Genomic DNA, 25,804 nt, shown 5'->3' with positions numbered 1-25,804 from the left:
GACTCCCTTTCAGAAACGGTCGATGCGATAGGGGCGCATGTCGATGGGCGGGGGCGCCCCGGTGATCAGGTCGCCCATCAGCCTTGCATTGGTCGCGGCATAGGTCACGCCCAGGTGGCCGTGGCCGGTGGCGTAGAACACGCCCGGCACCCTGGCCGAGGCCGACATGACCGGCACGGTATCGGGGAAGGCCGGCCGGTGGCCCATCCATTCGGTGAAATCCTCGCAAGCCAGGTTCGGCAGCGCCTCGCGCGCGCGTTTCACGGTGATCTTGCTGCGCCGATAGTCGGGGGCTGCGTCCAGCCCCCCCATCTCGACCGTGCCGCCGACGCGGATGCCGCCCGCGGTGGGCGTGACCATGAAGGCGCGGGCGGGCCAGATGATCGAATGCCGCATGGCGATGCCGGGCGCCATGATCTGGGTGTGATAGCCGCGCTCGGTCTCCAGCGGCATCGGCTCGCCCAGCAGTTTCGACAGCCGCGCGCTATGGGCGCCGGCGCAGATCGCCACCTCGGCGGCAGGGATGGTGCGGCCGTCCGCCAGCCGCACCGCGGTGACGCGGTCGCTGCGGTCGAAGCCCGCGACCTCGCCCCGCTCGATGCGCCCGCCCAGGGCGGCGAAGCGGTCGGCAAGGGCCACGACCAGCCGATACGGGTCGCGCAGGCTGCGGTTCTGCGGAAACAGCACGGCGATGCCGATGCGGTCCGACAGTTCCGGCTCCAGTTCGCGCGCCTCGGCGCCGGTCAGGCGTTGGTGCGGAAAGCCGAAGCGTTCGAGGATCCCGATATGCTCGCGGTCGGCGCGGAATTCGGCCTCGTCGCTGTAAAGCGACAGGCAGCCTTCCTCGGTCAGCTCGCCGGTCAGCCCGGTCTCGTGCAAAAGCGGCAAGAGGTCGTCATAGACGCGCAAGCACAGCGCCGCGCCCTGCGCCTCAAGGGCGCGCAGCTTCGAGGGGCGCGAGGCGGCGACGAAGCGGGCGAACCAGGGCACCAGCCTGGGCATGTAGGAGGGGCGGATGCGGACCGGACCTTCGGGGTCCAGCATCCAGCCGGGGATCTGCCGCCAGACCGAGGGGCGCGAGGCGGGCATGAATTCCGTCACCGCGATCGAGGCCATGTTGCCATAGGAGGCGCCGCGCCCGACCTCGCCCTTGTCCAGCAGGACGACCTGCCGGCCACGCTTTTGCAGCTCATAGGCCAGGCTGGTCCCGATGATGCCGGCGCCGACAACCACGGTGGTCATGCTGTGTCCCTCTCCCTTGATCTCGTGGTGGCCGGGCGGTGCTCGTCGCCCGGCCAGGTTGGCTTACCAGTTCAGGATCGGCTCCATCGCGGCGCGGAAATCGGCCTTTTCCTGGTCGGTCAGCGGACCCAGCGGCGCGCGGCATTCGCCGACCGGCATCCCCTGGATCTCGCAGCCGTATTTCAGCTTCTGCACGAACTTGCCCGATTCCAGGATGTTCATGGCAGTATAAAGCGTCGCCATCTGTTCGAGCGCCTTGTCGAGATCGCCCGAGCGATAGCTGCGGTCCAGGTCGCAGACCGCCCTGGCCATGCAGTTGGCCGGGCCACAGATCCAGGCGTCGGCGCCCCAGAGCATGAAGTCCAGCGCGATGTCGTCCGAGCCCGAGACCAGCTGGATGCGGTCCTTGTAGCGGGTGGCGATGCCGATGGCGCGCTGCAGCGAGCCCGAGCTTTCCTTGATGCCGATGACGCGCGGATCGTCGGCCAGCGCGTCCAGCACCTCCCAGCCCAGCTCGATGCCGTCCTTGTCGGGATAGCTGTAAAGCACGATGGGCATGTCGGTGGCGTCCAGCACCGCCTGGAAATGCCGGATCAGCTCGGCCTGGGTCGGCTTGGTGTAGAAGGGCGTTGCCAGCAGCACGGCATCATAGCCCATTTCCTTGGCGCGCAGCGTATTGGCGATGACGCCGGCGGTCGAGGGGGCGTTGGTGCCGGCGATCAGGATCTCGCCCGGCTTGGCGAAATTCTTCACGAATTGCAGCACGCTGTCGCGTTCCTCATCCGACATGAAGTTGTATTCGCCCGACGAGCCGCAGGGCACCCAGCCCGAGACGCCGGCTTCGCGCAGGTTGGTCAGCAGTTTTTCGAAAGCGGCGAAGTCGATCTTGCCGGCCGCATCGAAGGGCGTGACCAGCGCGGGCATGACACCTTGCAGTTTCATGGTGTTTCCTTTCTTTCCAGATAATTATGCAGAAAATTTGCGAAGCAGCTTCTGCTCGACCACGGTGACGGCCCGTGTCAGGGGGAAGGCGATGACGAAGTAGATGGCGGCGACCACGGTCAGCACCTCGACCGGATGGGCGGTGTTGTTCGAGATGTTCTGGCCGATGAACATCAGGTCGGCCATGCCCACTGCCGAGACCAGCGCGCTTTCCTTGAACAGCGAGACGGCGTTCGACAGCAGCGTCGGCACGGCGCGCAGCACCGCCTGCGGCAGGATCACGTTGACGATCTGCGCCCGGCGCGGCAGGCCAAGCGCCACGCAGGCATCCATCTGCTCGCGGCCCACCGAACGCAGCGAGGCGCGGAAGGTCTCGGAGGTGATCGCGCCCATGTAGAGCGTCAGCGCGATGGTGGCCGAGACGAAGTTCGAGAACTCGACCCCCAGGATCAGCGGCAGGCAGAAGAAGATCCAGAACAGCTGGATCAGCACCGGCGTGCCGCGGAACAGTTCGACATAAAGGCCCAGCAGGCCGCGGACGACGGCATTGCCGCTGCTGCGCAGCAACCCGATGACGAAGCCCAGCGTGGTGCCCAGGACGATGCACAGCAAGGTCAGCCTGAGCGTCGTCCACAGCCCCAGCGCCAGCGCGTCGGTAAAGCGCAGCAGGATCGAGAAATCCAGTGTCATACCCATGACCCGTCCCCCTTAGGAATAGCTCTGCCGGCGCTCGAGCCAGTTCACGAACTGGCCGACCGGGTAGGAGATGGCGAGATAGATCAGGGCGACGACCGTGAAGGTCTCGATCGGGCGATAGGTGGCCGTGGCCAGCGTCTTGCCCTGATACATCAGGTCGGCGACGCCGACGATGGCGACCAGCGCGCTTTGCTGGAAGATGCCGATGCCGTTGGTCAAGAGCACCGGCACCGAATTGCGCAGGGCCTGCGGCAGCACGATGTTCAGGATCCGCTGCGTCGGCGACAGACCCAGCGCGATGCCGGCGTCCAGATGCTCGCGCGGCACCGCCTGGATCGAGGCGCGATAGGCTTCGGCATTGAAGGCGGTCAGGTTCAGGCCCAGGGCGATGATGCCCATGAAGACCGGGCCCCAGAACACGTTGAAGATCATCGGCACGCAATAGAAGAACCAGACGATCTGGACGATGGCCGGGGTGCAGCGGAAGAACTCCACGAACAGCATCGCGGGAAGCCGCAGGACGGCGAGCTTGCTGGTGGTCAGCAGGGCCAGCGCGAAACCGGCGACGACGCCGATGGCATTGGCGGCCAGCGTCAGTTGCAGCGTCACCCAAAGCCCGTCCATCAGCGGGCCCATGTTCCGGGTCACCGCCCCCAAGTCGAGTGTGTAATCCATGGCGCGCCTCAGGCCTTGATGTGGAAGACGCGGTTGATGAACTCGCGGGTGCGCTCTTCGCGCGGGTCGCCCAGCACCTGTTCGGGCGGGCCGTCCTCGACCACCACGCCGCCGGCGCAGAAGATCACCCGGCTGGCGACATTCCTGGCGAACCACATGTCATGCGTGACCATCATCATCGGCATGCCGCTTTCCGCGAGTTGCAGGATCACCGCCTCGACCTCGGCCACCAGTTCCGGGTCGAGCGCCGAGGTCACTTCGTCGAACAGCATCAGCTTGGGGTCCAGCATCAGCGCGCGGGCAATGGCGACGCGCTGCTTCTGGCCGCCGGACAGCTGGCTGGGATAGGCGTCGGCCTTGGCGCCCAGGCCGAAGCGTTCCAGGATCTTCTGGCCGCGTTCGCGGGCCGAGGCGCGGCTTTCACCGTGGACCTTGCGCGGGGCGAGGATCAGGTTCTCCATGATGCTGAGGTGCGGGAACAGGGTGTAGTGCTGGAAGACCATGCCGATCTGCTTGCGCAGCTCGGTGTCGATGACGGTCTTGTCGCCCTTGGCCGAGATATAGGGCTTGCCGCCGAAGCGGACCGAGCCGCCCTGGATCTGCTCCAGCCCCATGACCACGCGCAGCAGGGTCGACTTGCCGCCGCCCGAGGGGCCGATCACCACCACCCGCTCGCCCGGCATCATCTGGATGTCCAGGCCCTTGAGAACCTGGATGTTCGGACCATAGCTCTTGTGAAGGTCGCGGATCTCGACCAGCGCAGACCCGTCCCGCATATCCGCCATAAGCCTTACTCCCGAATATGGCTTTTCCGCGAACCGCCGCCTCCCGCGCCGGTTCGTTGAGCAGTTCTTGTCGTGTGGGGCAGGTCTTAGTTCCCGGCCGCGGCCAGGACCTCGTCGGCCGCCTTCGAGATCAGCGCATCGACGGCGCCGGTGGCGACCCTTTCCTCCAGGAAGATGTCCACGACCGCCACGTCCGAGGCGCGCAGGTTCAGCGGCAGGCCGAAGGACACGCCCTGCTTGGCCAGCGCCGGTTCGGGGTTCAGGGCGACCGCCCAGTCCGGGTTCGCCTGGGTGAACAGCAGGTTGGTGTCCGAGGCATCCACGATGATGTCGGCGCGGCGCGACTGCACGGCCAGGCGCGTCTCGTCGGCCGAGGGAAGGCGCAGGATCGTCGCGTTCTTGACCGCCGCCGAGATCGCCTTGTCCTGGGCGGTGCCGGACATGACCGCCATGGTGACGTCGGCCACGTCGACATCGGCGACCGAAACCGGGTTCGCGGGGATCTTGGGGTTGTCCTTGTTGTAGACGAGCGAGATCTGGTATTCCATCGCCGGGATCGAGAACTGCACCGCCATGGCGCGCACCGGCGTGCGGTTCAGCGCCAGCGACATGTCCCATTTCCCGGCCTGAAGCCCGGCCACGATATTGTCCCAGGTGGTGTCGACGAACTCGGGCTGCACCTCCAGCACGGCGGCGAATTCGCGGCAGAGATCGGCATAGAAGCCGGAATATTCGCCCGTCGCCGGGTCGCGCATCACATAGGGCGGGGCGACGGCGGCGCCGCAACGCAGCTTGCCGGCACTTTGAACCTTCTGCCAATAGCCGCCCGCCTCCTGGGCAGGGGCGGCGCCCGCCGAGAGCGCGACCGCCAGGGCCATGATTGTCGCAGGTTTCGAGATTTTCTTCATCAGCATGTCAGTCTCCCGGTGTGTTGGTCTTTGGCTTGTCGTCTCTGCGGCATTCTTTTTGTCAACATTGTGCCGACATGAATCCAGCATGGCGACACAATGACGACACGTCAACAAAAACTTTGTGTCGACATCGGCTTTCGCCTGGCCCTATCATCGGGTGCAGAAAACACCGGCAGGAGAACGCGTTTGGCCGACGAAGCTGAGATCAGGCATGCCAAGGGGACGGGCTGGCGCTTTGTCTACCAGACCTTGCACGACGAAATCCTGTCCCTGGTCCTGGAGCCGGGGGCGCTTCTGGACGAGACGACCTTGGCCGAGCGATTCGGCATGTCCCGCTCGCCCATCCGCGAGGCGCTGATCCGGCTGTCGGGCGACGACCTGGTGGTGACGCTGTCCAACCGCTCGACCATCGTGGCGCCGATCGACGTGCTGAGCTTTCCGAAATATGTCGAGGCGCTGGACGTGGCGCAGCGCATGAACACGCGCCTGGCCGCCGAGCTGCGCAGCGAGGCCGACCTGAAGGCCATTGCCGCGCGCCAGGCCGAGTTCGAGGCGGCGGTCAAGAACGGCAACCACCTGCTGATGTCCGAGGCGAACAAGCAGTTCCACATGGCCATCGCCAGCGCCGGCCGGAACCCCTATCTGGCCGCCTTCTACGAGCGGCTGCTGAACCAGGGCCGCCGCATGCTGCACCTGCATTTCGACTATATCGAGCGCAGCAACGACAGCTATTTGCTGACGGACGAGCATAGCGAGATGCTGGAGGCGATCCGGGCGCGGGACGTCGAGCGGGCGGATGCGCTGGCCCATGCCCATACCCGGCAATTCCGCGACAACTTCATCGAGTTCATGAAGGAAAACTATTCGCAGAACTTCTCCTTCGTCGGGAAATAGCCGTTCGGCCGGGGGTGACGCCTGGCGGGGGGCTTTGATGCCGCAGAGGCCGGCTTAGAGCCCGAAGAACTCCAGCATCAGCTCAAGCTGGCAGTCCAGCATCGGCGCGCCATGGCGGACCTGGCAGCCCTTGTCCTGCGCGGCGCGCAGCAGCGGGGTTTCGCGCGGCTTCATGATGATGTCGGCGACCAGGATCTCGGGGCGCAACCGGGACAGGTCGACCGGCGCCGGGTCGGTTTCGGGGTGCAGCCCGCAGGGCGAGGCATTGACCAGCAGGTCGACCCCGTCCAGGTCGTTCGGCCCTGCGCTGACGCGCAGCTGCGGATAGCCGGCGGCGATCCTGTCGGCCAGCGATTGCGCGCGGGCCGCGTCGGGGTCATGCACGCGCAACGAGGCCACGCCGCTGCGGGCAAGGCCGAAGGCGATGGCCCGCCCGGCGCCGCCGGCGCCCAGAAGCAACGCCTCGCGCCCCTGGGCATCGGCGCCGCCGCCCAGCAGCCCCTGCAGGAAGCCGCGGCCGTCGAAATTCTCGGCCACCATGGTTCCGTCTGCTTCGCGGCGGACGGTATTCGCGGCCCCCAGCTCCTGCGCCTCGGCGCCGACGCGATCGGCCAGTTCAAGCGCCTGTTCCTTCAGCGGCACGCTGACCACCATACCGCCCAGGTTGCGCATCCGCTTCATCGCCTGCCAGGCGGCGGCGAAATCCGCAGGCGCATGATGGACCGGCACCATGACCGCGTCGATGCCCCGCGCCCTGAACAAGGGGTTCAGGACTTCGGGGGTGCGGACATGGTGGATCGGGTCTGCAAGCATGAAGAAGATCCGGGTGTTGCCGGTGATCATCTGTCCTGTTCCCTTGGGTTCGTCCTGCCGTCTGCGGCGCTTCGTCAGATCGCGGCCAGCGTGTTGCGCGTCTCGGTCAGCAGCCGGTCCACGTCGCTTTCCGAGAATACCAGCGGCGGACGGATCTTCAGCGTATTGGCGTGATGGCCGGTGGCCGAGATCAGCACCCGCCGCTGCCGCAGCCCGTCCACGACCGCCAGGGCCGTGGCCGAATCCGGTTCCTTGCCGTCCCGGTCCTTGACGAATTCGACCCCGATATAAAGGCCCGCGCCGCGCACGTCGCCGATGCGCCCGTCCTCTTGGGCGATCTCGCGCAAGCCGTCCTGGATCATCGCGCCGATGCGGGCGGCGTTTTCCTGCAGCCTGTCGTCGCGGATCACGTCGAAGGTCGCCTGCGCCGCGGCGATGGCCACGGTATTGCCGCCGAAGGTGTTGAAATAGCGCATCTCGCTGCCGAAACGCTCGACCGCCTCGCTGCGCACGGCGACTGCCGCGACCGGGAAGCCGTTACCCATCGGCTTGCCCATGGTGACGATGTCGGGGTGCTGGCCGTGGCGCTGGAACCCCCAGAGCCGGTCGCCCGAGCGGCCGAAGCCCGCCTGCACCTCGTCGGCGATCACGACGCCGCCGGCGGCATGGACGGCCTCGGCGATCTGCTGGAGGATGTCGGTCGGATGGGCATAGATCCCGTCCGAGGAGAACAGCGAATCCGCGATGAAGGCGGCGATGCCTTCGCCGCGACGTTCCAGCTCGTCGATCTCGTGCCGGACCCGGCGGGCCAGGAAGGCGCCGATCTCGGAGGGCTCCATGCGATAGGAATCGGGCGCGGGAATGCGGCGCACCCATTGCCCCAGCGGGCTTTTCCTGCCCAGCGAGGGCGACAGGCCCGCCGTCAGGTGCGAGTTGCCGGTATAGGCTTCCGAGGTGATGACGATGCCCTTGCGCCCGGTCTGGTGCATGGCGATGCGCAGCGCCAGGTCGTTCGCCTCGGAGCCGGTGCAGGTGAACATGACATGTTCGATCGGTGCGCCAAAGGTCGGCACGATCTGCTCGGCGAATTCCAGGATGCCGTCCTGCACGTAGCGGGTATGGGTGCAGAGCGTCTGCATCTGCCGATGCACCGCCTCGACCACGCGCGGGTTGCAATGGCCGACCGAGACGACGTTGTTGTAGGCGTCCAGATATTCCTTGCCGTCGCGGTCCCACATCTTCGTGCCCAGGGCGCGGCTGATCTGCACCGGATCGGCATACATCAGGCGATAGGCCGGGCCCAGCAGGCTGCGGCGCCGGCGGATCAGATCCTGCATCGCCGGATCGAGCCTGTTCATGTCGTCCGGGTCGAAGCCGTTCACCATGCCCACGTTGATCAGGGGCTTGTCCTGCGCATTCATATCCGTGCTTCCTCTGTCTTGCGGGCCGCCTGGCTTGCGGCGCCTGGGGCGAATGTCCGGCTGATCTGGTCCGGCGGCAGGCTGAGGAACTGCCGAAGCTGCTGCCAGCCCTGATGGGTGTTTCGCATGATATAGGGCTCATTATCCGGGAACTGACGGGCCCGCCATGTCGTGATCAGCGCGCGGGCGATGACGCGGGCCATGACCAGATGCGGCAGGACTTCCAGCTCGTCCGGGGTCAGGTCGGCGACCGAGAGATAGCCGGCCAGCAGGTCGCGGCCGCGGTCGAACATCGCCGGCCCGCCCTCGGGTTCGAGATAGGCCAGCAGCGCGGTCGAGAGGTCGATGACGATATGGGTGCGCACGGCATCGCCGAAGTCGATCACCCCGGTGACGAAAGCCGGGTCGCTGCGGTCCACGACCACGTTCGAGCGATTGAAATCGTTGTGCAGCACCTGGCGCCGGCAGGTCCGCAGCCTGCCTTCGATCTGGCGAAAGCGCGCCATCCCTTCGGCCAGCATGGCGCGGTGGTCGGGATCGGTCACGCCGTCCAGCAGGAAGGCGAGCTTCGGCAGGTGCTGGACATCCCATGCGATCTCACGCGCCTCGTGCGGATGCGAAAATCCGGCCATGGCCAACCGCAGCCGGGCAAGCGTGGCACCCAGCCGAAAGCGCTCCTCCGGGGTGGGATCGATCCGGTCCAGCGGCGTGCCCTCCAGATAGGTCAGCATCCGCACCATGCGCGGCTGGCCGTGGCTGTCGGTGACGGTGAAGAAGCCCAGGCCGTCGCGGCTGCGCACCACGCGCGGCACCGGCAGGCCGGGATCGACGCGCGCCAGATGGTCCAGCAGGTCGGTTTGCAGCGACAACTCGGCCGGATCCTCGTCGGGGTTCGAGAACTTGGCGATGAAGCGTTCCCCCCTGGGCGTGGCCAGCCGGAAGGTGTCGTCCTTTTCGGTGTCCAGGCGTTGCAGGGTGCCGGTCAGGCCGTAATGCGTCTCCAGCACCGCCAGCGCCTCGTCGGCGGGGATCGAGCGGAACGGCGTGGCAAGGCCGCCGGCGCATAGCAGATTGGTTGAGGACATGGGATGTCTTTCGGATCGGCTGGGAAAAGGGGGCTGGACGGCCCCCTGGCTCAGGCATTGGGCTGGCGTTGCGAGCTGTGCCAGGGCAGGGCGATCCGCTCCATCACGTCGACGGCATAGAACAGGATCGTGCCCATCACCCCGAGCAGCACCAGCGAGACGAAGACGCGCGTGGTGTCGAACTGGCCCTGCGCGGTCAGCACCAAGAAGCCCAGGCCGCGGCCGCCGGCGACGAATTCTCCGACGATGGCGCCGACCAGCGCGAAGGAGATGCCCACTTTCATGCCCGAGAACAGCGAGGGCAGGGCGTTCGGCACCCGGATCTTGTAGATGATGTCGAATTTCGAGGCCCGCGTCGCCTTGGCGAGGTTCAGCATGTCGGGATCGACCGAGCGCAGGCCCAGGACGGTGTTGATGACGATGGGAAAGATCGCCAGCATCACCGCCACCGCCAGTTGCGAGGATACGCCGGTGCCCAGCCAGATAACGAACAGCGGCGCCAGCGCCACCTTGGGCACCGAGTTGATGGCGATGAGCAGGGTGTAGACCGTGCGCTCGAGGAATTTCGACTGCACGATGCCGACGGCCATGATCACGCCCAGCACCACCGAGATGACGAAGGCCAGGCCCGTGGTCATCAGCGTATAAAGCATGTTGCGGATGAACACCCAGGGGCTTTGCATGAAGGCCGCCCAGATCGCCGAGGGCGCGGGCAGGATGATGGCCGGCGGATTGAACAGCCGCACCCCCAGTTCCCACAGCAGGATCGTTCCCAGCAGCACCAGGACGATGTCGAGCGAGCGATTGTCCCGCATGATTTTCGCGATGAGGCTGTCTTTCATTCCTTGAGCACTCCCAATTCGGCGAAATGATGGCGGATACGCTGGGCATAGACGCCGAAGGCATCGGATTCGCGCACCGACAGCGGGCGCGGCCGGGGCAGGTCCACGTCGAAGACATCGACGATGCGGCCCGGCCCGCGCGACATCATCACCACGCGGTCGGCCAGAAAGACCGCCTCGGAGATCGAATGGGTGATGAAGATCACCGTCTTGCTGGTCTCTTGCCACATGCGGGCCAGTTCGACGTTCAGGTCGTCGCGGGTCATCGCGTCCAGCGCGCCGAAGGGCTCGTCCATCAGCAGCAGGTCGGGATCGCACAGCAGCGCCCGGCAGATCGAGGCGCGCTGCCGCATGCCGCCCGACAGCTCCCAAGGATGGCGCTTTTCATAGCCCTTGAGCCCGAAACGTTCCAGCAGCTGCAAGGCGCGGTCGCGGTATTGCTCGCGCGGGTGGCCTAGGAATTCGGCCTGCAACAGCACGTTGTCCAGGATGGTGCGCCAGTCCAGCAGGACGTCGCGCTGGAACACCACGCCCATGCGGTCCGGCGGCCCGGCCAGCGGCTTGCCGGAAACGGTGATGCCGCCCGAGGTGATGTCTTCCAGCCCGGCAAGGCATTTCAGCAGCGTGCTCTTGCCGCAGCCGCTGGGCCCGACGATGCTGAGGAACTCGCCCGGACGCACGTCCAGGTTGATGTCGCTGAGCGCGACGACGGGCCCGTGCTGCGAGGGGTAGGTCTTGCCCGCCCCCTTGATGCGCAGATAGGTGTCGGGGGTGGTGCCGGCCATCATGTTCATGCCCACCGCCTCATTCCGGGATCAGGTCGTTGGTGAAATAGTCGGCGACCTGCCAGCCGGGATTGACCACGCCGGCACGCTCCATGCCCTTCAGCGCGGCTTCCCAATCCTCGTCCGCCTGCCAGCCCAGCGGCTTGCCCTGGGTCGCGGGCGTGTCGAAATATTCCACGGTCAGGCGGATCTGCTCGCGCAGGACGTCCGGGTTCAGCATGGCATCGGGACGCTGGGCCTGCATCGCCTCGACGCCCAGGTCGGGATTTTTGGCGATTTCCGCCCAGGCGCGCTGCTGGACCGCGACCAGCTTCTCCAGCGCCTCCGCCCGGTTGGCGATCGTGTCGTCCGAGGCGACCAGGCCGTAGCTGGGAAAGAACAGGTCGGCCGAATCCGAGGTCAGGCATTTCGACGGCCGCTGCGCCTCGGCCAACGGCAGGGCCGAGGCGACGGTGGACATCATCCCGTCCGCCCGCCCCGAGGTATAGGTGCCCCACAAGGCCGAGGCATCGACGAACTCGATGGGGGTGTTGTTGCGATCCAGCCCGCCGGCGGCCAGGAAGGTGTCGATATAGGGCGCCCAGGGGCTGGCGGCGAAGACGACGATCTTCTTGCCCTTGAGATCCGCGATCTGCTCGACCGGCGCATCCTTGTCGACCAGCACGCAAAGATCGGTGCGGCGGTCCCAGCCGGCGATGCCCTTGACCTTGGCGCCGCCCTGGCGCGCCGCCGGGACCAGGCCCAGCTGGATCTGGCCGACATCGACCTGGCCGGCGTTGACCAGCTGCAAGGTATTGCCCGAGCCGCGCCCGTCCTGCACGTCCACATCCAGCCCGGCTTCCTTGAACCAGCCCTGCTGCTGGGCCAGGTGCATGGCGGCATGGCTGCCCCATGGCGAGAAGTCCAGCCGCACGGTCAGCCTGTCCTGCGCCAGGCCGGGCCCGGCCAGGATCAGCAGCGCAGCGGCGGCGGCTGGCGGCAAGATCTGCATCTTTCTCATTCGTCCTCTCCTGTTGTGCGGCCTGCGGCGAATCGCCCGCGGGTGTTCTTGTTTCCAAGATGATTAATAGCACTACTAGTCCAATTGTAATCAAGTTTCTTTAGCGCATCCGGCGAAAAACATCAGTAAAATACTGGAATATATAGAATAAAAAATCGCTTGTCGGTTCGGAAACCTGCGTGTTACTAAACTAACCAACTAGTCCAACAAGGATGGGAATCATGACGGTTTCAACGACCAGAACTGCGCGAATCGGCGTCGACATCGGCGGCACCTTCACCGATCTCGTGATGATCGAGGGCGACGGGCGGCTCTATCATGCCAAGGTGCCCTCGACCCCCGCGGCGCCCGAGGAGGCGGTGATCGCCGGCATCTCGGACCTGGTGCGGGATTCGGGCATCTCGGTCGCCGATGTGCGCGAGATCGTGCATGGCACCACCGTCGGCTCGAACACGCTGCTGCAAAAGGTCGGCGCGCGGGCCGGCCTGATCACCACGGCCGGATTCCGCGACGTGCTGGAGATCGGCCGGCTGCGCACGCCGAACATGTTCGACCTGCAATGGGACAAGCCCGCGCCGCTGATCCCGCGCCGGCACCGGCTGGAGGCGCAGGAGCGCATCGCCGCCGACGGCACCGTCATCACGCCGCTGGACGAGGCAAGCGTCATCGCCGCCGCCGCCGCCCTGGTCGAGGCGGGGGTGGACTCCATCGCCGTCTGCTTCCTGAACAGCTATCGCAATCCCGTCCATGAACAGCGCGCCGAGGAACTGATCCGCGCGCGCTTCCCCAAGGTCCAGATCACCACCTCGGTCTCGGTCCTGCCCGAGGCCAAGGAATACGAGCGCACCAGCACCACGGTGGTGAACGCCTATGTCGGGCCGGTCCTGGCCGCCTATCTGCAGCGCCTGCAGACCGGCATCAGAAGGCTGGGCGTGAATGCGCCGCTGCTGGTCAGCAACTCGAACGGCGCGCTGGCCTCGGCCGAGACGGCCTGCGAGAAGCCGGTGTTCTTCATCTCGTCGGGACGGGCGGCCGGCGCCGTCGGCGGCGCCCGCCTGGGCGAGGCGTTGGCCCAGGAAAACCTGGTCATCTTCGACATGGGCGGCACCACCGCCTCGGCCACGCTGGTCAATGGCGGCGAGTTGAGCCGGGTCAGCGAATACGAGTTCCGCGCCGGGATCTCGACGCCTTCGCGCTTCATCAAGGCCGGCGGCTACATGATGAGCGTGCCGACCGTCGACGTGGCCGAGGTGGGCAGCGGCGCGGGCTCGATCGCGGCGCTGGACAGCGCCGGGCTGATCCGGGTCGGCCCGCTTTCGGCCGGGGCGGATCCGGGGCCGGTCTGCTACGGCCTTGGCGGCGAGGCGCCGACGGTGACGGACGCGAACCTGGTGCTGGGCTACCTGCCCGAGGAACTGGCCGGCGGTGCGCGCCACCTGGACAAGGCCGCGTCCGAGGCCGCCATCGCCGCCCGGCTCGGCGACGCGCTTGGCCTTGAGGCGACCGAGGCCGCCCATGGCATCCGCGAGGTGGTGAACGCCAACATGGCCCGCGCCATCCGCGCCGTGACCGTCGAACGCGGCGTGGACCCGCGCGACTTCACCCTGGTCGCCATCGGCGGCTCGGGCCCCGTGCATGCCGCCGCCATCGCCTCGCTTCTGTCGATGGACAAGCTGCTGATCCCGGCCACGCCCGGCGTCTTTACCGCCATGGGCATGCTTTCGGGCGACATCGAGCGCTATTTCACCGCCCCCATCGGTCGGGTGGTCGAGGATGTGGACCTGCAAGACCTTGCCGCCGCGACCGCGGATCTGCGCCGGCAGGCCATCGCCAACCTGCGCGAGGAGGGCATCCCCGAGGAGGCGATGGAACTGCTGCCCGAGGCGAACATGCGCTTTCGCGGCCAGGAAATGTCGCTGGCGATCCCCTTTGCCGAACCCTTCGATCCGGCCCGCGTGCGCGAGGATTTCCTGGAAACCTATCGCTCGATCTACAGCTATGTGTCGTCCGACGCGGTCGAGGTGGTCGGCATCCGCATGACCGGCCGCGGGCTGCGCCAGGGGCGGCTGGATTTCCGCAAGCTCTCGGCGCCGGATCACGAAGAGGCGGGGCCGGTCTCGCGGCGCAAGGTCTATTTCGGCAAGGATGCCGGCTGGATCGAAACCCCGGTCTATGACCGCACCCGCTCGCCGCGCAAGCTGACCGGCCCGGTCGTCCTGGAATCGAACGACTCGACCGTGGTCGTTCCGCCGGATGCCACGGTCGAGCGCGACGACTTCCTGAACCTTCACATCCGCCTTTCGTAAGGAGCGCCGTCATGGCCGAGATTTCCGCCAACGACCCGATCACCTTCGCCGTGCTGAAAAGCGCCGTCGAATCCATCGTCGACGACATGGCCTATACGGTGATGCGGACCGCGCGTTCGCCCATCGTCCGCGACGTGCTGGATTATTCCACCACCATGTGCGACGCCAAGGGCCGCATCCTGGCGCAGGCCAAGACCGTGGCGCTGCACCTGGGCGCCGTGCCCGACGCGATGGAGGCGCTGCTGGCGCGGTTCCAGGGCGACCTGCACCCCGGCGACGTCATCATCTTCAACGATCCCTATGAAGGCGGCATGCACCTGCCCGACATCTTCATGTTCAAGCCGATCTTCCATGGCGACGAACACCTCGGCTTCTCGGTGGTGATCTGCCACCATTGCGACGTGGGCGGCCGCGTGCCCGGCTCGAACGCCAGCGACTCGACCGAGATATTCCAGGAGGGGCTGCGCCTGCCGCCGCTGAAGCTTTATGATCGCGGGGTCCGCAACGACATCGTTTTCGACATCATCGGCCGCAACGTGCGCCTGCCGGACCTGGTCATCGGCGACATCGAGGCGCAGCTGGCGACCTGTGCGCTTGGCGAGCGCGAATTGCTGCGCATCGTCGACAAATACGGCGCGCCCGTCTTCAACCAGTTCCTTGCCGACTTCCTGGACTATGGCGAGCGGCTGACCCGCAACGAGATCGCCAAGTGGCCCGATGGCAGCTACGAGTTCACCGATTACATCGACGGCGACGGCTTCGACCCGGCGCCGATCCCGATCAAGGTGACGATCTCCGTCAAGGGCGACCATCTGGAGGTGGACTTCACCGGCAGCTCGCCCCAGGTCAAGGGCGCCATCAACTCGACCCTGTCCTTCGTGAAATCGGCGACCTACCTGGCGATCCGCTGCACGCTGGACAGCGAGGTGCCGAACAATTCGGGCATGTATCGCGCCATCGACATCGCGGCGCCGAAGGGCTGCTTCCTGAACCCGCATTTCCCGGCGCCGGTCGCGGCGCGCGCCCTGACCGGCTATCGCGTGGTCGATACCGTGCTGGGCGCGCTGTCCAAGATCGTGCCGACCCGCGTCGCGGCGGCGGGCGAGGGCGGCAATTCGGTGGTCTGCCTGGGCGGCTATGACAGGCAAACCCGCCAGCCCTTCGTCATGGTCGACATGATCAACGGCGCCCTGGGCGCGCGTGCCACCAAGGATGGCATCGACGCGATCACCAACCCGTCGCAGAACATGTCGAACATGCCGGTCGAGCTGATGGAATCGACCTATCCGATCCGCATCGAGGAATATTCGCTGCGCACCGATTCCTGCGGTGCAGGCAGGCAGCGCGGCGGCCTGGGCGTGGTGCGGCAATACCGCCTGCTGGCCGAGGATGCGGTGCTGCAACTGCGTGCCGACCGTTACCAGCATCGGCCCTATGGCCTCTTCGGCGGCAATCCGGCCGCGTCCTCGCGCAACCTGCTGAGCCTGAACGGCGGCGCGTTCGAGCTGCTGGACAGCAAGGTCACGCGCAATGTCACCAGGGGCGACGTGATCCGCCACGAACAGGCCGGCGGTGGCGGCTATGGCGACCCGTTGCAGCGCCCGCTGGAGCAGGTGCTGGAGGATGCGCTGGACGGCAAGATCACCCCGGCCTTCGCCCGCGAGCATTACCGCGTCGTGATCGAGGAGGACCGGATCGACGAAAAGGCGACGGCCGAACTGCGCAATCTGCAACCGGAGATGGCCTGATGCCCGATCTGCGCCGCTTTGCGATCAACCAGATCACCACGCGCGACTGGACCCTTGAACAGGCGGTCGATGGCTATGCCCGCCAGGGGGTGGCCGGGATCGGGGTCTGGATGGATTATCTGGACGCCGCCGGGGTCGGGCGGGGCGCCCGGCTGATCCGCGATGCCGGGCTGTTCGTGCCCTGCCTTTGCACCAGCGCCTGGGTCAATATCGCGGACAAGGCCGGCTTTGCCGCCGCTCTTGCCGAAAACCGCCGTCGCCTGGACGCGGCGGCCGAGATCGGCGCGCCCTGCCTGGTCGTGGTGCCGGGCGGGCTGGCCACGGGGGAAAAGGATCTGGCGGCGGCGCGGTCGCGGGTGATCGGCGCGCTGGAAGAGCTTTTGCCCCATGCCCGGCAGGTCGGGGTCAAGCTGGGCCTCGAGCCCCTGCATCCGATGTATGCCGCCGATCGCAGCTGTCTCAACAGCTTTGCGCATTGCCTGGATCTTTGCCGCAGCCTGGGCGACGGTGCGGGCATCGTCGCCGACACTTATCATTGCTGGTGGGACGCCGGTTTCCTGCCGGGGCTGCGCCAGGCGGGGCCGGAAAACATCCTGACCTTCCATCTGTGCGACTGGCTTGTGCCGACCCGCGATCTATACCATGACAGGGGCATGATCGGCGACGGCGTGGTCGACTTCGCGGGGTGCAAGGCGCTTCTCGACGAGATCGGCTATGACGGTCCCTTCGAGATCGAGCTGTTCTCGAAGTTCGACTGGTGGTTGCGCGACGGCAACGAAACGGTCGCCGTTTCGGTCGAGCGTTGCGCGCCCTTTGTGAGGGAAAGGCAGAAGGTGCCGTGCTGAACGGCCCTGTGCCGGAAGGGGTAGGAGGGCAGATGGCGGAGAAACCCGCTATCCGGGATGCGATACGGACGCAGGAAAAGATCCTCGCGGCGGCGCAGGCCGAATTCGCGCGCCGCGGCTATGACGGCGCGCGTGTGGACGCCATCGTGGCGCGGGCCAAGGTCAGCAAGAACCTGCTCTACCACTATTTCCGCGGCAAGGAGGATCTGTATATCCGCATCCTCGAACGCACCTACGAGACGCTTCGCCGCCGGCAGAGCGACGTTCCGGTGAACGGGCTCGACCCGCTCAGCGCGATGATCCGGCTTTGCGAGAACACCTTCCGGGTCTTCGTCGAAGAGCCGGACGTGATCGTGATGCTGAACACGGAAAACCTCTATCGTGCCCGGCATATCGCCAAGTCCACGATCATCCGCAGCATGTATGACCGGCTGTCGGAAAACCTGCGCGAGATCCTGCGGGCCGGGGAAGAGCAGGGCGTGTTCCGCAAGGGCGTCGATCCGGTCGAGCTGTATATCTCGATCTCGGGCCTGGGCTATTTCTACCTGTCGAACCAGCACACGCTGTCGATGCTGTTCAACCGAAAGCTGAGCGCGCCCGAGAATATCGAGCATCGGCAGGCGCATCTGGTCGACATGGTGATCAGCTACCTGACCCGCCAGCCCGAGCCCGGCGACTGGACGCCGGAACTGGCGCGCTGACCGGCGCGCCGGCAAGGATCATCCCGACCGCGAGGATTGGCATGGCTGACCACAATGCCGGCCGCTTCATCGGCACCGCCATCGGGCCGATGCTTTGGGGCACGACCTATGTCGTCTTCGTCGGGACATTGCCGACGGATCACCCGGTGCTGATCTCGGCGCTGCGGGCGTTGCCGGCGGGGCTCTTGCTGCTGCTTATGGTCCGGCGCCTGCCGCCGCGCCGCATCCTGTTTCCCGTCACCGTGCTGGCGCTGACCAATATCGGCCTGTTCTTCGCCTTGCTGCTGATCAGCGCGGCCCGGCTGCCGGGCGGGATCACCGCCACGCTGGCCGCCTGCCAGCCCTTGCTGGTCGCGTTCCTGGCATGGCCGTTGCTGGGGCGGCGGCCGGGGATGGGCCAGATCGCGCTGGCGGTGCTGGGCATGGCCGGCGTCGGGCTGATGGTGCTGAACGGCGGCCTCGCCTTCGACCCGGCCGGCGTCCTGGCGGGTATCGGCGCGGCATTGTCCATGGCGCTCGGCATCGTGCTGATGGAGCGCTGGCGCGATCTTGCGCCGCCGGTGCAGATGACGGCATGGCAATTGCTGATCGGGGGCGCCCTGATCCTGCCCATTGCCCTGCTGGTCGAGGGCCTGCCCGCGCATTGGGACATGCGCAACAGCCTGGGCCTGGGCTATCTGGTGCTGTTCGCGACCGCCCTGGGCTATTGGCTCTGGGTCGGCGGCGTGCAGCGGCTGGGCAGCCGGGTGTCGGTGCTGGCATTCCTTAGCCCGGTGGTGGCATTGCTTCTGGGCATCGGCCTCATGCACGAGACGCTGGACGCGCAGCAGGGATTGGGCGTGGCGATGGTATTCCTGTCGATCGGGCTTTCGGTCAGGGCGTCCCTTTCCGGCGGGCAGGCGTGAACCCGTCCGGCTCATTCTTCCTGATCCCGGCGCCCTTGCGGGCCCTGTGGGGCGAATGGCCGTAAAAATCCCGATAGGCCTTGGAAAAATGCGAGGCCGAGGAAAACCCGCTTGCCATGGCGATGTCCACGATCGGGGTATTCGTCTGGTGCAGCAGAAGCCTGGCGCGTTCCAGCCTGAGCTTCATGTAATATTTGGCGGGGGAAATATGCAGCTCCTGCTGAAAGATCCTTTCGACCTGGCGGCGCGTCAACCCGATGCCCGACAATATGTCCTTGACGGGAATCGGATCGGTCAGCGATTCCTGCATTCGCTCGATCAAGGTTGTCACGACCTGGTTTTGCCTGTTGACATGCGACGTGAGAATGGATCTTTGCCGGTCCCCCGGATTGCGGATGCGGTCGACAATCGCGCGCTCGCAGATCGCGGCGACGATTTCCTCGCCATGTTCCTGCTGGATCAGGTAGAGCATCATGTCGAACGCGGCCATCCCACCGGCGCAGGTCGCGATCCCGTTGTCGATCTCGAACAGGGCGGCACGGACCGAGGCGTCATGGAATTGCTCGCCGAAGCTGGCGGCATTTTCCCAATGGATGACGCATTTCCTTTCGCCCAGAAGCTTGGCCTGGCCCAGGATATATGCGCCGGTGCAAAGGCTGCCGATCATGCAGCCGCTCTGCTTGCATTCGCGCAACCAGGACTCCGTCGCCCTGTCGGAATGGGTCTGGATATTCAGGCCGCCGCAGACGATGACCGTCGAATCGCGGATCGAGGCATTCACCGAGCGACGCAAAGCCGCGACCGAGCTGTCGCAATGGATTTGCACGCCGCAACTGGACTGGACCTCGTCCCCTTGGGGCGCGACGACCTTCCAGGTATAGACATCGTATCCGATGGCGGCATTCGCCATGCGCAGGGCTTCCACGGCGGATGAAAAGGCAAGCAGCGTGAATTCCGGCATGAGCAGGAATATGAACGCTTTCTCTTTATTAGCCAACTTGTTCATGTGAAACGTTGCCCCGTGGCCACGGCAACCCCCGCATATGCAGATGCCGGGTCAGCCAGGACAAGGGAGGTAATTTAACGGCGGCGCGGGTCCAATAACATCTGCGACGGCGTGCCGGTAATTTTGGGACGTGCCGAACCGGATAGCAATCACGGTTCGGCGGGGCAAAGCGGCAAGGGCATTTCCGCCCATATCGCGCAAAAGCGCGGCGCAATGTTACGTTTCGATGACGCAGTTGTTCTTTCGCGAAATTCGGACAGGCCGTAACCATTTCGGACACGCCATAACCACCGGGTCGCGACATGCCATGTTTCGAAGCATTTCATGCCTTGCTTCATGGCGTCGCGCGGCTTGCGCCGCGGCCTGGGGCGAAACCGACGCAGCACGATCTTGAAATGCTTCGAAATCAAGCAGGGCGGCATTCCCGTGGATTTGCCCGGCTCTTGATTTCCGGGGGGAGAGAAAAGATATGACCAATCACGTGATGAAAGTTTCCTGTCCGACGCGCGCGGGCATCGTTGCCGGCGTATCGGGCTATCTGGCCGCTGCCGGCTGCGACATCCAGGACAGTTCGCAATTCACCGATCAGGAAAACGGCCGGTTCTTCATGCGGCTGCGCTTTCAGTCGGATCGGGACGGCGAAGGGCTGGCGCAGGGCTTTGCCGCCACGGCGCACGAATTCCAGATGGATTGCGAAATCCGCGACCTGTCGCAAAAAGCCAGGGTCGTCCTGATGGTGTCGCGTTTCGGCCATTGCCTCAACGACCTTCTGTATCGTTCGCGCATCGGGGCGCTGCCGGTCGAAATCGTTGCGGTGATCTCGAACCATACCGATTACCAGAGGCAGGTGGTGAACGAGGACATCCCGTTTCACTGCATCCGCGTCACGCCTGAAACCAAGCCCGAGGCCGAGGCTGCCATCATGCAGGTGGTGCGCGACACCGGGGCCGAGCTGATCGTGCTGGCGCGCTATATGCAGGTGCTGTCGGACCAGATGTGCCGCGAAATGTCGGGCCGGATCATCAATATCCACCATTCCTTCCTGCCCAGCTTCAAGGGCGCCAACCCCTACAAGCAGGCTTATGAGTGCGGGGTCCGGCTGATCGGGGCGACGGCGCATTACGTGACCGCCGACCTGGACGAGGGGCCGATCATCGAACAGGACATCATCCGCGTCACCCATGCCCAAAGCGCCGCCGATTATGTCAGCCTTGGCCGCGACGTCGAGGCGCAGGTGCTGGCTCGGGCGGTTCATGCCCATATTCATCACCGGGTTTTCCTGAACGGAAACAAGACCGTCGTCTTTCCCGCATCGCCGGGCGAATATGCCTCGGAGCGCATGGGATAATGACGAAAAGGGCCAGGGAGCGACGCGGGATGATCCGCTCGTTTCTCTGGCCTTGACGGTTCCGTCCAGCGCCCGGCTTGCGCAAGAAATCAAACGCGGGGCTCAGGACCAGATGAAAAACCGGCCCGGTGCGCAATGCGCCGGGCCGGTTTTCGTCATGCGGTCTTGGGTTCGTCCGATATCCTGACCCGGCAGATTTTCTTTTACCCATTCGCGCCGAATAGGGGCCGGGCGATCAGGGGACCGGGCATTCGCCCGGTCCTTCTGCTTGGCGCGTATCAGCTTCTGGGCTTCAGGTTCTCGGGGTCGTAGAGGGGCTTGTAGCCGACGGCGGCGACCTCGACCGGGAAGGTTTCGCCCATGTATTCGACCGTCAGCTTGCGGCCTTCCTGGCAATGCGACCAAGGCAGGTAGGCCAGCGCGATGTTCCTGCCGATGGTCGGGCCGTAGACGATCGAGCTGGTCCAGGACCGCCGGCCCAGGGTGTCGACCAGAACCTCGCCCGTCTCGGCATCCTGCACCGGCAGGATGCCGACCGGGTAGCGGGCGATGCCGTTGCTGTCCACGTTGTCGGTCATGACCAGGGTGCAGAGCATCGCCGGCTGGTGGTCGCGGGCGCGATATTCCAGGTGCTTGGCCTTGCCGCGGAAATCGGCCTCCTTGACCTTGGGACGGGCCAGGTCGGCCTCGTAGAGGTTGTATTCCGTGCGCAGGTCGGCGTTCTGCAGCCGCAGGCTTTTTTCGAGCCGGCGCGAGTTGGCGTAGGTCTCGACCCCCACCGCGATCACGCCCGTGGACCGCAAGGCGTCCCAGACCGCCAGCCCGTCCTCATAGGCCATGTGCAGCTCCCAGCCCTGCTCGCCGACATAGGAGATGCGGAAGGCGGTCACGTCGCGGCCGGCGATGCGGATCGGCTTGATGGCGGCGAAGGGGAAGGCGTCCTTTTCCAGCCCCGCCGGATCCTCGACCACCTTTTGCAGGTTCACCCGCGCGTTCGGACCCCAGATGCCGATGGTGATGAACTGCTCGGTCACGTCGGCGATGGCGACGTCCAGGCCCCGGTCCTGCGCCACGCGGCGCATGTAGTTCAGGTCGCGCGGCCCGGCATCGGCGCCGTTGACCAGCCGGCAGCGGTCGGCCAGGCGGAACACGGTGAAATCGGCGCGCACATTGCCCTCGTCATCGAGGAAATGCGTGTAGATCCCCTTGCCGATATTGCCCTCGCCGCCGATCTTGGCGGCGCAGAGCCATTCCAGCAGTTCGACGTGATCGGGGCCGGCAATGTCGGTCATGTGGAAATGCGACAGGTTGATGATGCCGCAATCCGCGCTCATCTCCAGATGCTCGGCATTCGAGACGCGCCAGAAATGGCGGTTGTCCCATTCATGCTGGCGCACCGGCACCTGGTCGGCGTATTTCTCCAGCAGGTGTTCGTTCGCGGCATAGCCATGGGCGCGTTCCCAGCCGCCCAGCTCCATGAAGTAGCCGCCCAGCTCCACCTCGCGCTCGTAGAAGGGCGAGCGGCGGATGCCGCGGCCGCCGGCGAAGGGTTCGCGCGGGTGGACCGGCGGGTTGTAGATCTTGGCCGCCGTCTCGATGCAGCGTTCCTCGATGAACTTTTCCTGCAATGCGAATGGGTTGAAGCGGGAATAGTCGATGCTGGCATGGTCGATGCCGGTGCGCCCGTCGGTGATCCAGTCCACCACCAGCTTGGCCATGCCGGGCGCGTCCTTGACCCAGATCGCCACGGCATACCACAGTCCGCGCACCTTCTGGCTTTCGCCGATGGACGGCCCGCCGTCGGTGGTGGTCTGCAACAGCCCGTTGAAGGAATGGCTTTCGTTATAGCCCAGCTCGCCCAGGATCGGGGTCAGCTCGATGGCGCGTTCCAGCGGCGACAGCACATCGTCCAGCTCCAGGTCGCGCTGCGAGGGCGACAGGCGGGCGTATTCCTTTTCCAGGATGTCGCGAGGATGGCAGAGGCGTGGGTCCGATTCGTAGTAATAGCCCCATTCGATCTGGCCGCCCTCGGTGGTCTTGGGGTCGCCCGTATCGCGCAGATAGGCCGAGTTGCCCTGATCGCGCAGCAGCGGATAGCCGATCTCCTTGCCGGTATTCTCGAACTCGTCGTAGGGCCCGAAGAAGGTCAGCGGATGGTCGACCGGAAAGACCGGCAGATCCTCGCCCGCCATCTCGGCGATCAGGCGGCCCCAGAGGCCGGCGCAGACGATGACCAGGTCGGCCATGATGGTGCCGCGCGGGGTGACGACGCCCCGGATGCGCCCGTCCTCGATCACCAGCGAGGTGGCCGGGCAATTGGCGAAGGCCCGCAGCTTGCCCGAGGCCACGCCCTGGTCGACCAGCTTGCCCGCCACGGTCTGCGAGCGCGGCACCACCAGCCCCGCGTCGGGATCCCACAGCGCGCCCTGGATCTGGTCTTCCTCGACCAGCGGGAATTTCGCCTTGACCTCGGCGGGGCTGATCATCGTCGCCCGCGTGCCGAAGGCCTTGCCCGAGGCGACCTTGCGCTTGAGTTCGTTCATGCGCGTCTCGTCGCCCACCCGCGCGACCTCGATCCCGCCGACCTTGGCGTAATGGCCCATCTTCTCGAAGAAATCGATGGAATAGAGCGTGGTCCAGGTGCTGAGGAAATCGTGGCTGGTCGCAAAGCAGAAATCCGACGCATGCGCGGTCGAGCCGATATCGGTCGGGATGCCCGACTTGTCGATGCCGACGATATCGTCCCAGCCGCGCTCGATCAGGTGATGCGCGACCGAGGCGCCCACGATGCCGCCAAGGCCGACGATGACCACCCGCGCTCTATCAGGAAATCCCGACATGTTCTGTCCTCTCGATGTCTGAAGGGAGATTGTGACGAAAGGGTTCCCGTGACCGCCAGCAGGCGCAGCCGGGCTGCCCAAATGCGACGGCATGGCCCGCAAAGCGGGTCATGCCTTGTCCAGTTGTCGATGCATGTGCCGTCAGGGCCGCTACCATAGCCGTGGCTCGGCCAGCGCCTTGCGCCGACAGGCGGCAAGCAGCGTATTGTGCATCAGGCACATGATCGTCATCGGGCCGACGCCGCCGGGAACCGGGGTGATCGCCCCCGCGACCCTGCGGGCCGAGGCGAACTCGACATCGCCCACCAGCGTCTTCCGGCCGTCGCGGACGATGCGGCTGGTGCCGACATCGATCACCGTCGCCCCCGGCTTGATCCAGTCGCCCTTGATCATCTCGGCCTGGCCCGCGGCCGCGACCACGATGTCGGCCTGGCGGATCTTTCCCGGCAGGTCGCGGGTGCGGGAATGGGCCATGCTCACGGTGCAGTTCTCGGCCAGCAGCAGCTGCGCCATCGGCTTGCCCACCAGGATCGAGCGGCCCACCACCACGGCATCCAGCCCCGAAAGGTTGCCAAGCTGCGACCGGAGCAGCATCAGGCATCCCAGCGGCGTGCATGAGACGAGGCCGGGCAGCCCCGACACCAGGCGGCCCGCGCTGGACGGGTGCAGCCCGTCCACGTCCTTGGCGGGATCGATCGCCTCGATCACCGGCAGGGAATCCAGGTGCGCGGGCAGTGGCAACTGGACCAGGATGCCATCGACGCTGTCATCGGCGTTCAACTGCGCGATCAGGTCCAGAAGCTGTTGCTGGGTGGTGGCTTCGGGCAGGATATGCTCGAAGCTTGCCATGCCCAGCTTGCGGGCCATGCGGCCCTTGCTGCTGACATAGACCTCGCTGGCCGGATCGGTGCCGACCAGGACCACGGCAAGGCCCGGCGGCCGGCCCGTCTGTTCCCGAAAGGAGGGGATGGCGCCGCTGATCCGGGCGCCAAGGCCGTCGGCGTGGGCCTTCCCGTCGATTGTCTGTGCCGTCATGGGCATCCTCCTCGTGCCAAGCGATCCGGCGGGGTCAGAGCGCGCGCTCCAACTTCGGCAGCGCATCGAAGATGTCGGCGACCAGGCCGTAATCGGCAACCTGGAAGATCGGGGCGTCCTCGTCCTTGTTGATGGCGACGATGACCTTGCTGTCCTTCATCCCGGCCAGGTGCTGGATGGCGCCGGAAATGCCGCAGGCGACGTAAAGCTCGGGCGCGACCACCTTGCCGGTCTGGCCGACCTGCCAGTCGTTCGGGGCATAGCCCGCGTCCACAGCCGCGCGCGAGGCGCCGACCGCGGCGCCGAGCTTGTCGGCGACAGGCAGGATCACCTGGCGGAACCTTTCTTCCGAGCCCAGGGCGCGGCCGCCCGAGACGATGATGCGGGCCGAGGCCAGCTCGGGGCGCTCGCTTTCCGAGAGGCGGTTTTCGACAAAGCCGGACAGACGCGGGTCGGCGGTCTCGCCAATGGTTTCGACCGGGGCGCTGCCCCCCTCGGCCTGCGCCGCCTCGAAGCCCGAGGTCCGCACGGTGATGATCTTCTTGCCGTCGGTCGCCTGCACCGTCTGGATGGCGTTGCCGGCATAGATCGGCCGCTTGAACGTGTCGGCCGAGACGACTTCGACGATTTCCGAAACCTGCATCACGTCCAGAAGCGCGGCCACGCGCGGCAGGACGTTCTTGCCGGTGGTGGTCGCCGGGGCGATCACGGTGTCGTAGTCGCCGGCCAGCGAAACGATCAGCGCGGCGGCGGGCTCGGCCAGGCGATGCTCCAGCGCATCGGCTTCGGCCAGCAGGATCTTGCGGACCCCCTGGAAGGCCGAGGCGGCCTGGGCCACGGCGGCGGCGCCCTTGCCGGCCACCAGGATGTCGATCTCGCCGCCGATCCGGCGGGCGGCGGTCAGCGTGCGCGCGGTCTGGTCGGACAGGGCGGCGTTGTCGTGTTCGGCGAAAAGCAGGATGGCCATGGGATTTCTCTC

General features: G+C 66.0%; 23 protein-coding genes. 7 read left to right on the top strand and 16 right to left on the bottom strand.

Features of this window, described 5'->3' with window-relative positions:
• Positions 1-9 precede the first annotated feature (9 nt).
• The 6 genes from FE811_RS10095 to FE811_RS10070 all read right to left on the bottom strand — a co-directional run bounded on the left by FE811_RS10095 (position 10) and on the right by FE811_RS10070 (position 5,254).
• Positions 10-1,242 carry an FAD-binding oxidoreductase gene (locus FE811_RS10095; protein ID WP_140847366.1) on the bottom strand — a complete coding sequence of 411 codons (1,233 nt, stop codon included), beginning with the start codon at positions 1,240-1,242 and terminating at the stop codon, positions 10-12.
• 63 nt (positions 1,243-1,305) lie between these two features.
• Complete coding sequence (locus FE811_RS10090) at positions 1,306-2,184, bottom strand: dihydrodipicolinate synthase family protein (protein ID WP_140847363.1); 879 nt, start codon at positions 2,182-2,184, stop codon at positions 1,306-1,308.
• A gap of 24 nt (positions 2,185-2,208) precedes the next feature.
• Complete coding sequence (locus FE811_RS10085) at positions 2,209-2,880, bottom strand: amino acid ABC transporter permease (protein WP_219848874.1); 672 nt, start codon at positions 2,878-2,880, stop codon at positions 2,209-2,211.
• A 12-nt stretch (positions 2,881-2,892) separates the two neighbouring features.
• Positions 2,893-3,555: an amino acid ABC transporter permease gene (locus FE811_RS10080; protein WP_140847360.1), complete on the bottom strand. Its 663-nt coding sequence runs from the start codon at positions 3,553-3,555 to the stop codon at positions 2,893-2,895.
• 8 nt (positions 3,556-3,563) lie between these two features.
• Entirely contained in the window at positions 3,564-4,340 is a 777-nt protein-coding gene (locus tag FE811_RS10075) for an amino acid ABC transporter ATP-binding protein (RefSeq protein WP_305034186.1), read from the bottom strand.
• Positions 4,341-4,426: 86 nt separating this feature from the next.
• Positions 4,427-5,254, bottom strand: a complete 828-nt coding sequence (locus tag FE811_RS10070) for an ABC transporter substrate-binding protein (protein WP_140847359.1) — start codon at positions 5,252-5,254, stop codon at positions 4,427-4,429.
• A 183-nt stretch (positions 5,255-5,437) separates the two neighbouring features.
• Between FE811_RS10070 and FE811_RS10065 the strand changes: the two genes are divergently transcribed.
• Positions 5,438-6,145 (top strand): GntR family transcriptional regulator, encoded by a 708-nt coding sequence (locus FE811_RS10065; RefSeq protein WP_036758008.1) that lies wholly within the window; start codon positions 5,438-5,440, stop codon positions 6,143-6,145.
• 54 nt (positions 6,146-6,199) lie between these two features.
• Here FE811_RS10065 and FE811_RS10060 read toward each other — a convergent pair whose 3' ends face one another.
• Genes FE811_RS10060 through FE811_RS10035 form a run of 6 tightly spaced genes read right to left on the bottom strand, consistent with a single transcriptional unit; the run spans position 6,200 to position 12,091 of the window.
• On the bottom strand, positions 6,200-6,988 hold the full coding sequence (locus FE811_RS10060; RefSeq protein WP_140847356.1) for a shikimate dehydrogenase: 789 nt from the start codon (positions 6,986-6,988) through the stop codon (positions 6,200-6,202).
• Positions 6,989-7,032: 44 nt separating this feature from the next.
• Positions 7,033-8,379 (bottom strand): aspartate aminotransferase family protein, encoded by a 1,347-nt coding sequence (locus FE811_RS10055; RefSeq protein WP_255469703.1) that lies wholly within the window; start codon positions 8,377-8,379, stop codon positions 7,033-7,035.
• Positions 8,376-9,464, bottom strand: a complete 1,089-nt coding sequence (locus tag FE811_RS10050; protein ID WP_140847354.1) for a phosphotransferase — start codon at positions 9,462-9,464, stop codon at positions 8,376-8,378. The genes FE811_RS10055 and FE811_RS10050 overlap by 4 nt, the downstream gene beginning before the upstream one ends.
• Positions 9,465-9,514: 50 nt before the next feature.
• Positions 9,515-10,306, bottom strand: coding sequence for an ABC transporter permease (locus FE811_RS10045; RefSeq protein ID WP_072461304.1), 792 nt, complete (start codon positions 10,304-10,306; stop codon positions 9,515-9,517).
• On the bottom strand, positions 10,303-11,100 hold the full coding sequence (locus FE811_RS10040; RefSeq protein WP_072461305.1) for an ABC transporter ATP-binding protein: 798 nt from the start codon (positions 11,098-11,100) through the stop codon (positions 10,303-10,305). The genes FE811_RS10045 and FE811_RS10040 overlap by 4 nt, the downstream gene beginning before the upstream one ends.
• A 10-nt stretch (positions 11,101-11,110) precedes the next feature.
• Complete coding sequence (locus FE811_RS10035) at positions 11,111-12,091, bottom strand: ABC transporter substrate-binding protein (RefSeq protein WP_140847351.1); 981 nt, start codon at positions 12,089-12,091, stop codon at positions 11,111-11,113.
• 221 nt (positions 12,092-12,312) lie between these two features.
• On the opposite strand from FE811_RS10035, the gene FE811_RS10030 reads away from it, so the two are divergent.
• Genes FE811_RS10030 through FE811_RS10010 form a run of 5 tightly spaced genes read left to right on the top strand, consistent with a single transcriptional unit; the run spans position 12,313 to position 18,596 of the window.
• Positions 12,313-14,397 carry a hydantoinase/oxoprolinase family protein gene (locus FE811_RS10030; RefSeq protein WP_219848873.1) on the top strand — a complete coding sequence of 695 codons (2,085 nt, stop codon included), beginning with the start codon at positions 12,313-12,315 and terminating at the stop codon, positions 14,395-14,397.
• Positions 14,398-14,408: 11 nt separating this feature from the next.
• A complete protein-coding gene (locus FE811_RS10025; protein ID WP_140847345.1) occupies positions 14,409-16,145 on the top strand; it encodes a hydantoinase B/oxoprolinase family protein in 1,737 nt (578 codons plus the stop codon).
• A complete protein-coding gene (locus FE811_RS10020; RefSeq protein ID WP_072461307.1) occupies positions 16,145-16,990 on the top strand; it encodes a sugar phosphate isomerase/epimerase in 846 nt (281 codons plus the stop codon). Before FE811_RS10025 ends, FE811_RS10020 begins: the two co-directional genes overlap by 1 nt.
• 32 nt (positions 16,991-17,022) lie before the next feature.
• Positions 17,023-17,691, top strand: coding sequence for a TetR/AcrR family transcriptional regulator (locus tag FE811_RS10015; protein ID WP_052096120.1), 669 nt, complete (start codon positions 17,023-17,025; stop codon positions 17,689-17,691).
• A gap of 41 nt (positions 17,692-17,732) precedes the next feature.
• Entirely contained in the window at positions 17,733-18,596 is an 864-nt protein-coding gene (locus tag FE811_RS10010; protein ID WP_140847342.1) for an EamA family transporter, read from the top strand.
• Here the strand turns inward: FE811_RS10010 and FE811_RS10005 are convergent.
• Positions 18,565-19,557: a GlxA family transcriptional regulator gene (locus FE811_RS10005; RefSeq protein ID WP_219848872.1), complete on the bottom strand. Its 993-nt coding sequence runs from the start codon at positions 19,555-19,557 to the stop codon at positions 18,565-18,567. The two genes, FE811_RS10010 and FE811_RS10005, sit on opposite strands and share 32 nt — an antisense overlap.
• 514 nt (positions 19,558-20,071) lie before the next feature.
• On the opposite strand from FE811_RS10005, the gene purU reads away from it, so the two are divergent.
• The gene (purU, locus tag FE811_RS10000) at positions 20,072-20,950 is read left to right on the top strand and encodes a formyltetrahydrofolate deformylase (RefSeq protein ID WP_140847336.1); all 879 of its coding nucleotides are present in this window, start codon (positions 20,072-20,074) and stop codon (positions 20,948-20,950) included.
• Positions 20,951-21,228: 278 nt separating this feature from the next.
• Here the strand turns inward: purU and FE811_RS09995 are convergent, their stop codons facing one another.
• The 3 genes from FE811_RS09995 to FE811_RS09985 all read right to left on the bottom strand — a co-directional run bounded on the left by FE811_RS09995 (position 21,229) and on the right by FE811_RS09985 (position 25,792).
• Entirely contained in the window at positions 21,229-23,790 is a 2,562-nt protein-coding gene (locus FE811_RS09995) for an FAD-dependent oxidoreductase (RefSeq protein ID WP_140847333.1), read from the bottom strand.
• A 150-nt stretch (positions 23,791-23,940) separates the two neighbouring features.
• Positions 23,941-24,825 (bottom strand): bifunctional methylenetetrahydrofolate dehydrogenase/methenyltetrahydrofolate cyclohydrolase FolD, encoded by an 885-nt coding sequence (gene folD, locus FE811_RS09990; RefSeq protein WP_140847330.1) that lies wholly within the window; start codon positions 24,823-24,825, stop codon positions 23,941-23,943.
• A 34-nt stretch (positions 24,826-24,859) separates the two neighbouring features.
• The gene (locus tag FE811_RS09985; RefSeq protein WP_140847327.1) at positions 24,860-25,792 is read right to left on the bottom strand and encodes an electron transfer flavoprotein subunit alpha/FixB family protein; all 933 of its coding nucleotides are present in this window, start codon (positions 25,790-25,792) and stop codon (positions 24,860-24,862) included.
• Positions 25,793-25,804 lie beyond the last annotated feature (12 nt).

Origin of the sequence: Paracoccus sp. FO-3 (genome assembly GCF_006386455.1) — a bacterium.
Classification (GTDB): domain Bacteria; phylum Pseudomonadota; class Alphaproteobacteria; order Rhodobacterales; family Rhodobacteraceae; genus Paracoccus; species Paracoccus versutus.
The sequence above is the reverse complement of the archived record's forward strand: the minus strand, read 5'-3'. Positions and strand labels throughout refer to the sequence as shown.

Excerpts from the sequence above, each read along its gene's own strand:
- FE811_RS10095 (WP_140847366.1), bottom strand. The coding sequence starts at position 1,242 with ATGACCACCGTGGTTGTCGGCGCCGGCATCATCGGGACCAGCCTGGCC.
- FE811_RS10090 (WP_140847363.1), bottom strand. The coding sequence starts at position 2,184 with ATGAAACTGCAAGGTGTCATGCCCGCGCTGGTCACGCCCTTCGATGCG.
- FE811_RS10085 (WP_219848874.1), bottom strand. The coding sequence starts at position 2,880 with ATGGGTATGACACTGGATTTCTCGATCCTGCTGCGCTTTACCGACGCG.
- FE811_RS10080 (WP_140847360.1), bottom strand. The coding sequence starts at position 3,555 with ATGGATTACACACTCGACTTGGGGGCGGTGACCCGGAACATGGGCCCG.
- FE811_RS10075 (WP_305034186.1), bottom strand. The coding sequence starts at position 4,340 with ATGGCGGATATGCGGGACGGGTCTGCGCTGGTCGAGATCCGCGACCTT.
- FE811_RS10070 (WP_140847359.1), bottom strand. The coding sequence starts at position 5,254 with ATGCTGATGAAGAAAATCTCGAAACCTGCGACAATCATGGCCCTGGCG.
- FE811_RS10060 (WP_140847356.1), bottom strand. The coding sequence starts at position 6,988 with ATGATCACCGGCAACACCCGGATCTTCTTCATGCTTGCAGACCCGATC.
- FE811_RS10055 (WP_255469703.1), bottom strand. The coding sequence starts at position 8,379 with ATGAATGCGCAGGACAAGCCCCTGATCAACGTGGGCATGGTGAACGGC.
- FE811_RS10050 (WP_140847354.1), bottom strand. The coding sequence starts at position 9,464 with ATGTCCTCAACCAATCTGCTATGCGCCGGCGGCCTTGCCACGCCGTTC.
- FE811_RS10045 (WP_072461304.1), bottom strand. The coding sequence starts at position 10,306 with ATGAAAGACAGCCTCATCGCGAAAATCATGCGGGACAATCGCTCGCTC.
- FE811_RS10040 (WP_072461305.1), bottom strand. The coding sequence starts at position 11,100 with ATGAACATGATGGCCGGCACCACCCCCGACACCTATCTGCGCATCAAG.
- FE811_RS10035 (WP_140847351.1), bottom strand. The coding sequence starts at position 12,091 with ATGAGAAAGATGCAGATCTTGCCGCCAGCCGCCGCCGCTGCGCTGCTG.
- FE811_RS10030 (WP_219848873.1), top strand. The coding sequence starts at position 12,313 with ATGACGGTTTCAACGACCAGAACTGCGCGAATCGGCGTCGACATCGGC.
- FE811_RS10025 (WP_140847345.1), top strand. The coding sequence starts at position 14,409 with ATGGCCGAGATTTCCGCCAACGACCCGATCACCTTCGCCGTGCTGAAA.
- FE811_RS10020 (WP_072461307.1), top strand. The coding sequence starts at position 16,145 with ATGCCCGATCTGCGCCGCTTTGCGATCAACCAGATCACCACGCGCGAC.
- FE811_RS10015 (WP_052096120.1), top strand. The coding sequence starts at position 17,023 with ATGGCGGAGAAACCCGCTATCCGGGATGCGATACGGACGCAGGAAAAG.
- FE811_RS10010 (WP_140847342.1), top strand. The coding sequence starts at position 17,733 with ATGGCTGACCACAATGCCGGCCGCTTCATCGGCACCGCCATCGGGCCG.
- FE811_RS10005 (WP_219848872.1), bottom strand. The coding sequence starts at position 19,557 with ATGCCGGAATTCACGCTGCTTGCCTTTTCATCCGCCGTGGAAGCCCTG.
- purU (WP_140847336.1), top strand. The coding sequence starts at position 20,072 with ATGACCAATCACGTGATGAAAGTTTCCTGTCCGACGCGCGCGGGCATC.
- FE811_RS09995 (WP_140847333.1), bottom strand. The coding sequence starts at position 23,790 with ATGTCGGGATTTCCTGATAGAGCGCGGGTGGTCATCGTCGGCCTTGGC.
- folD (WP_140847330.1), bottom strand. The coding sequence starts at position 24,825 with ATGACGGCACAGACAATCGACGGGAAGGCCCACGCCGACGGCCTTGGC.
- FE811_RS09985 (WP_140847327.1), bottom strand. The coding sequence starts at position 25,792 with ATGGCCATCCTGCTTTTCGCCGAACACGACAACGCCGCCCTGTCCGAC.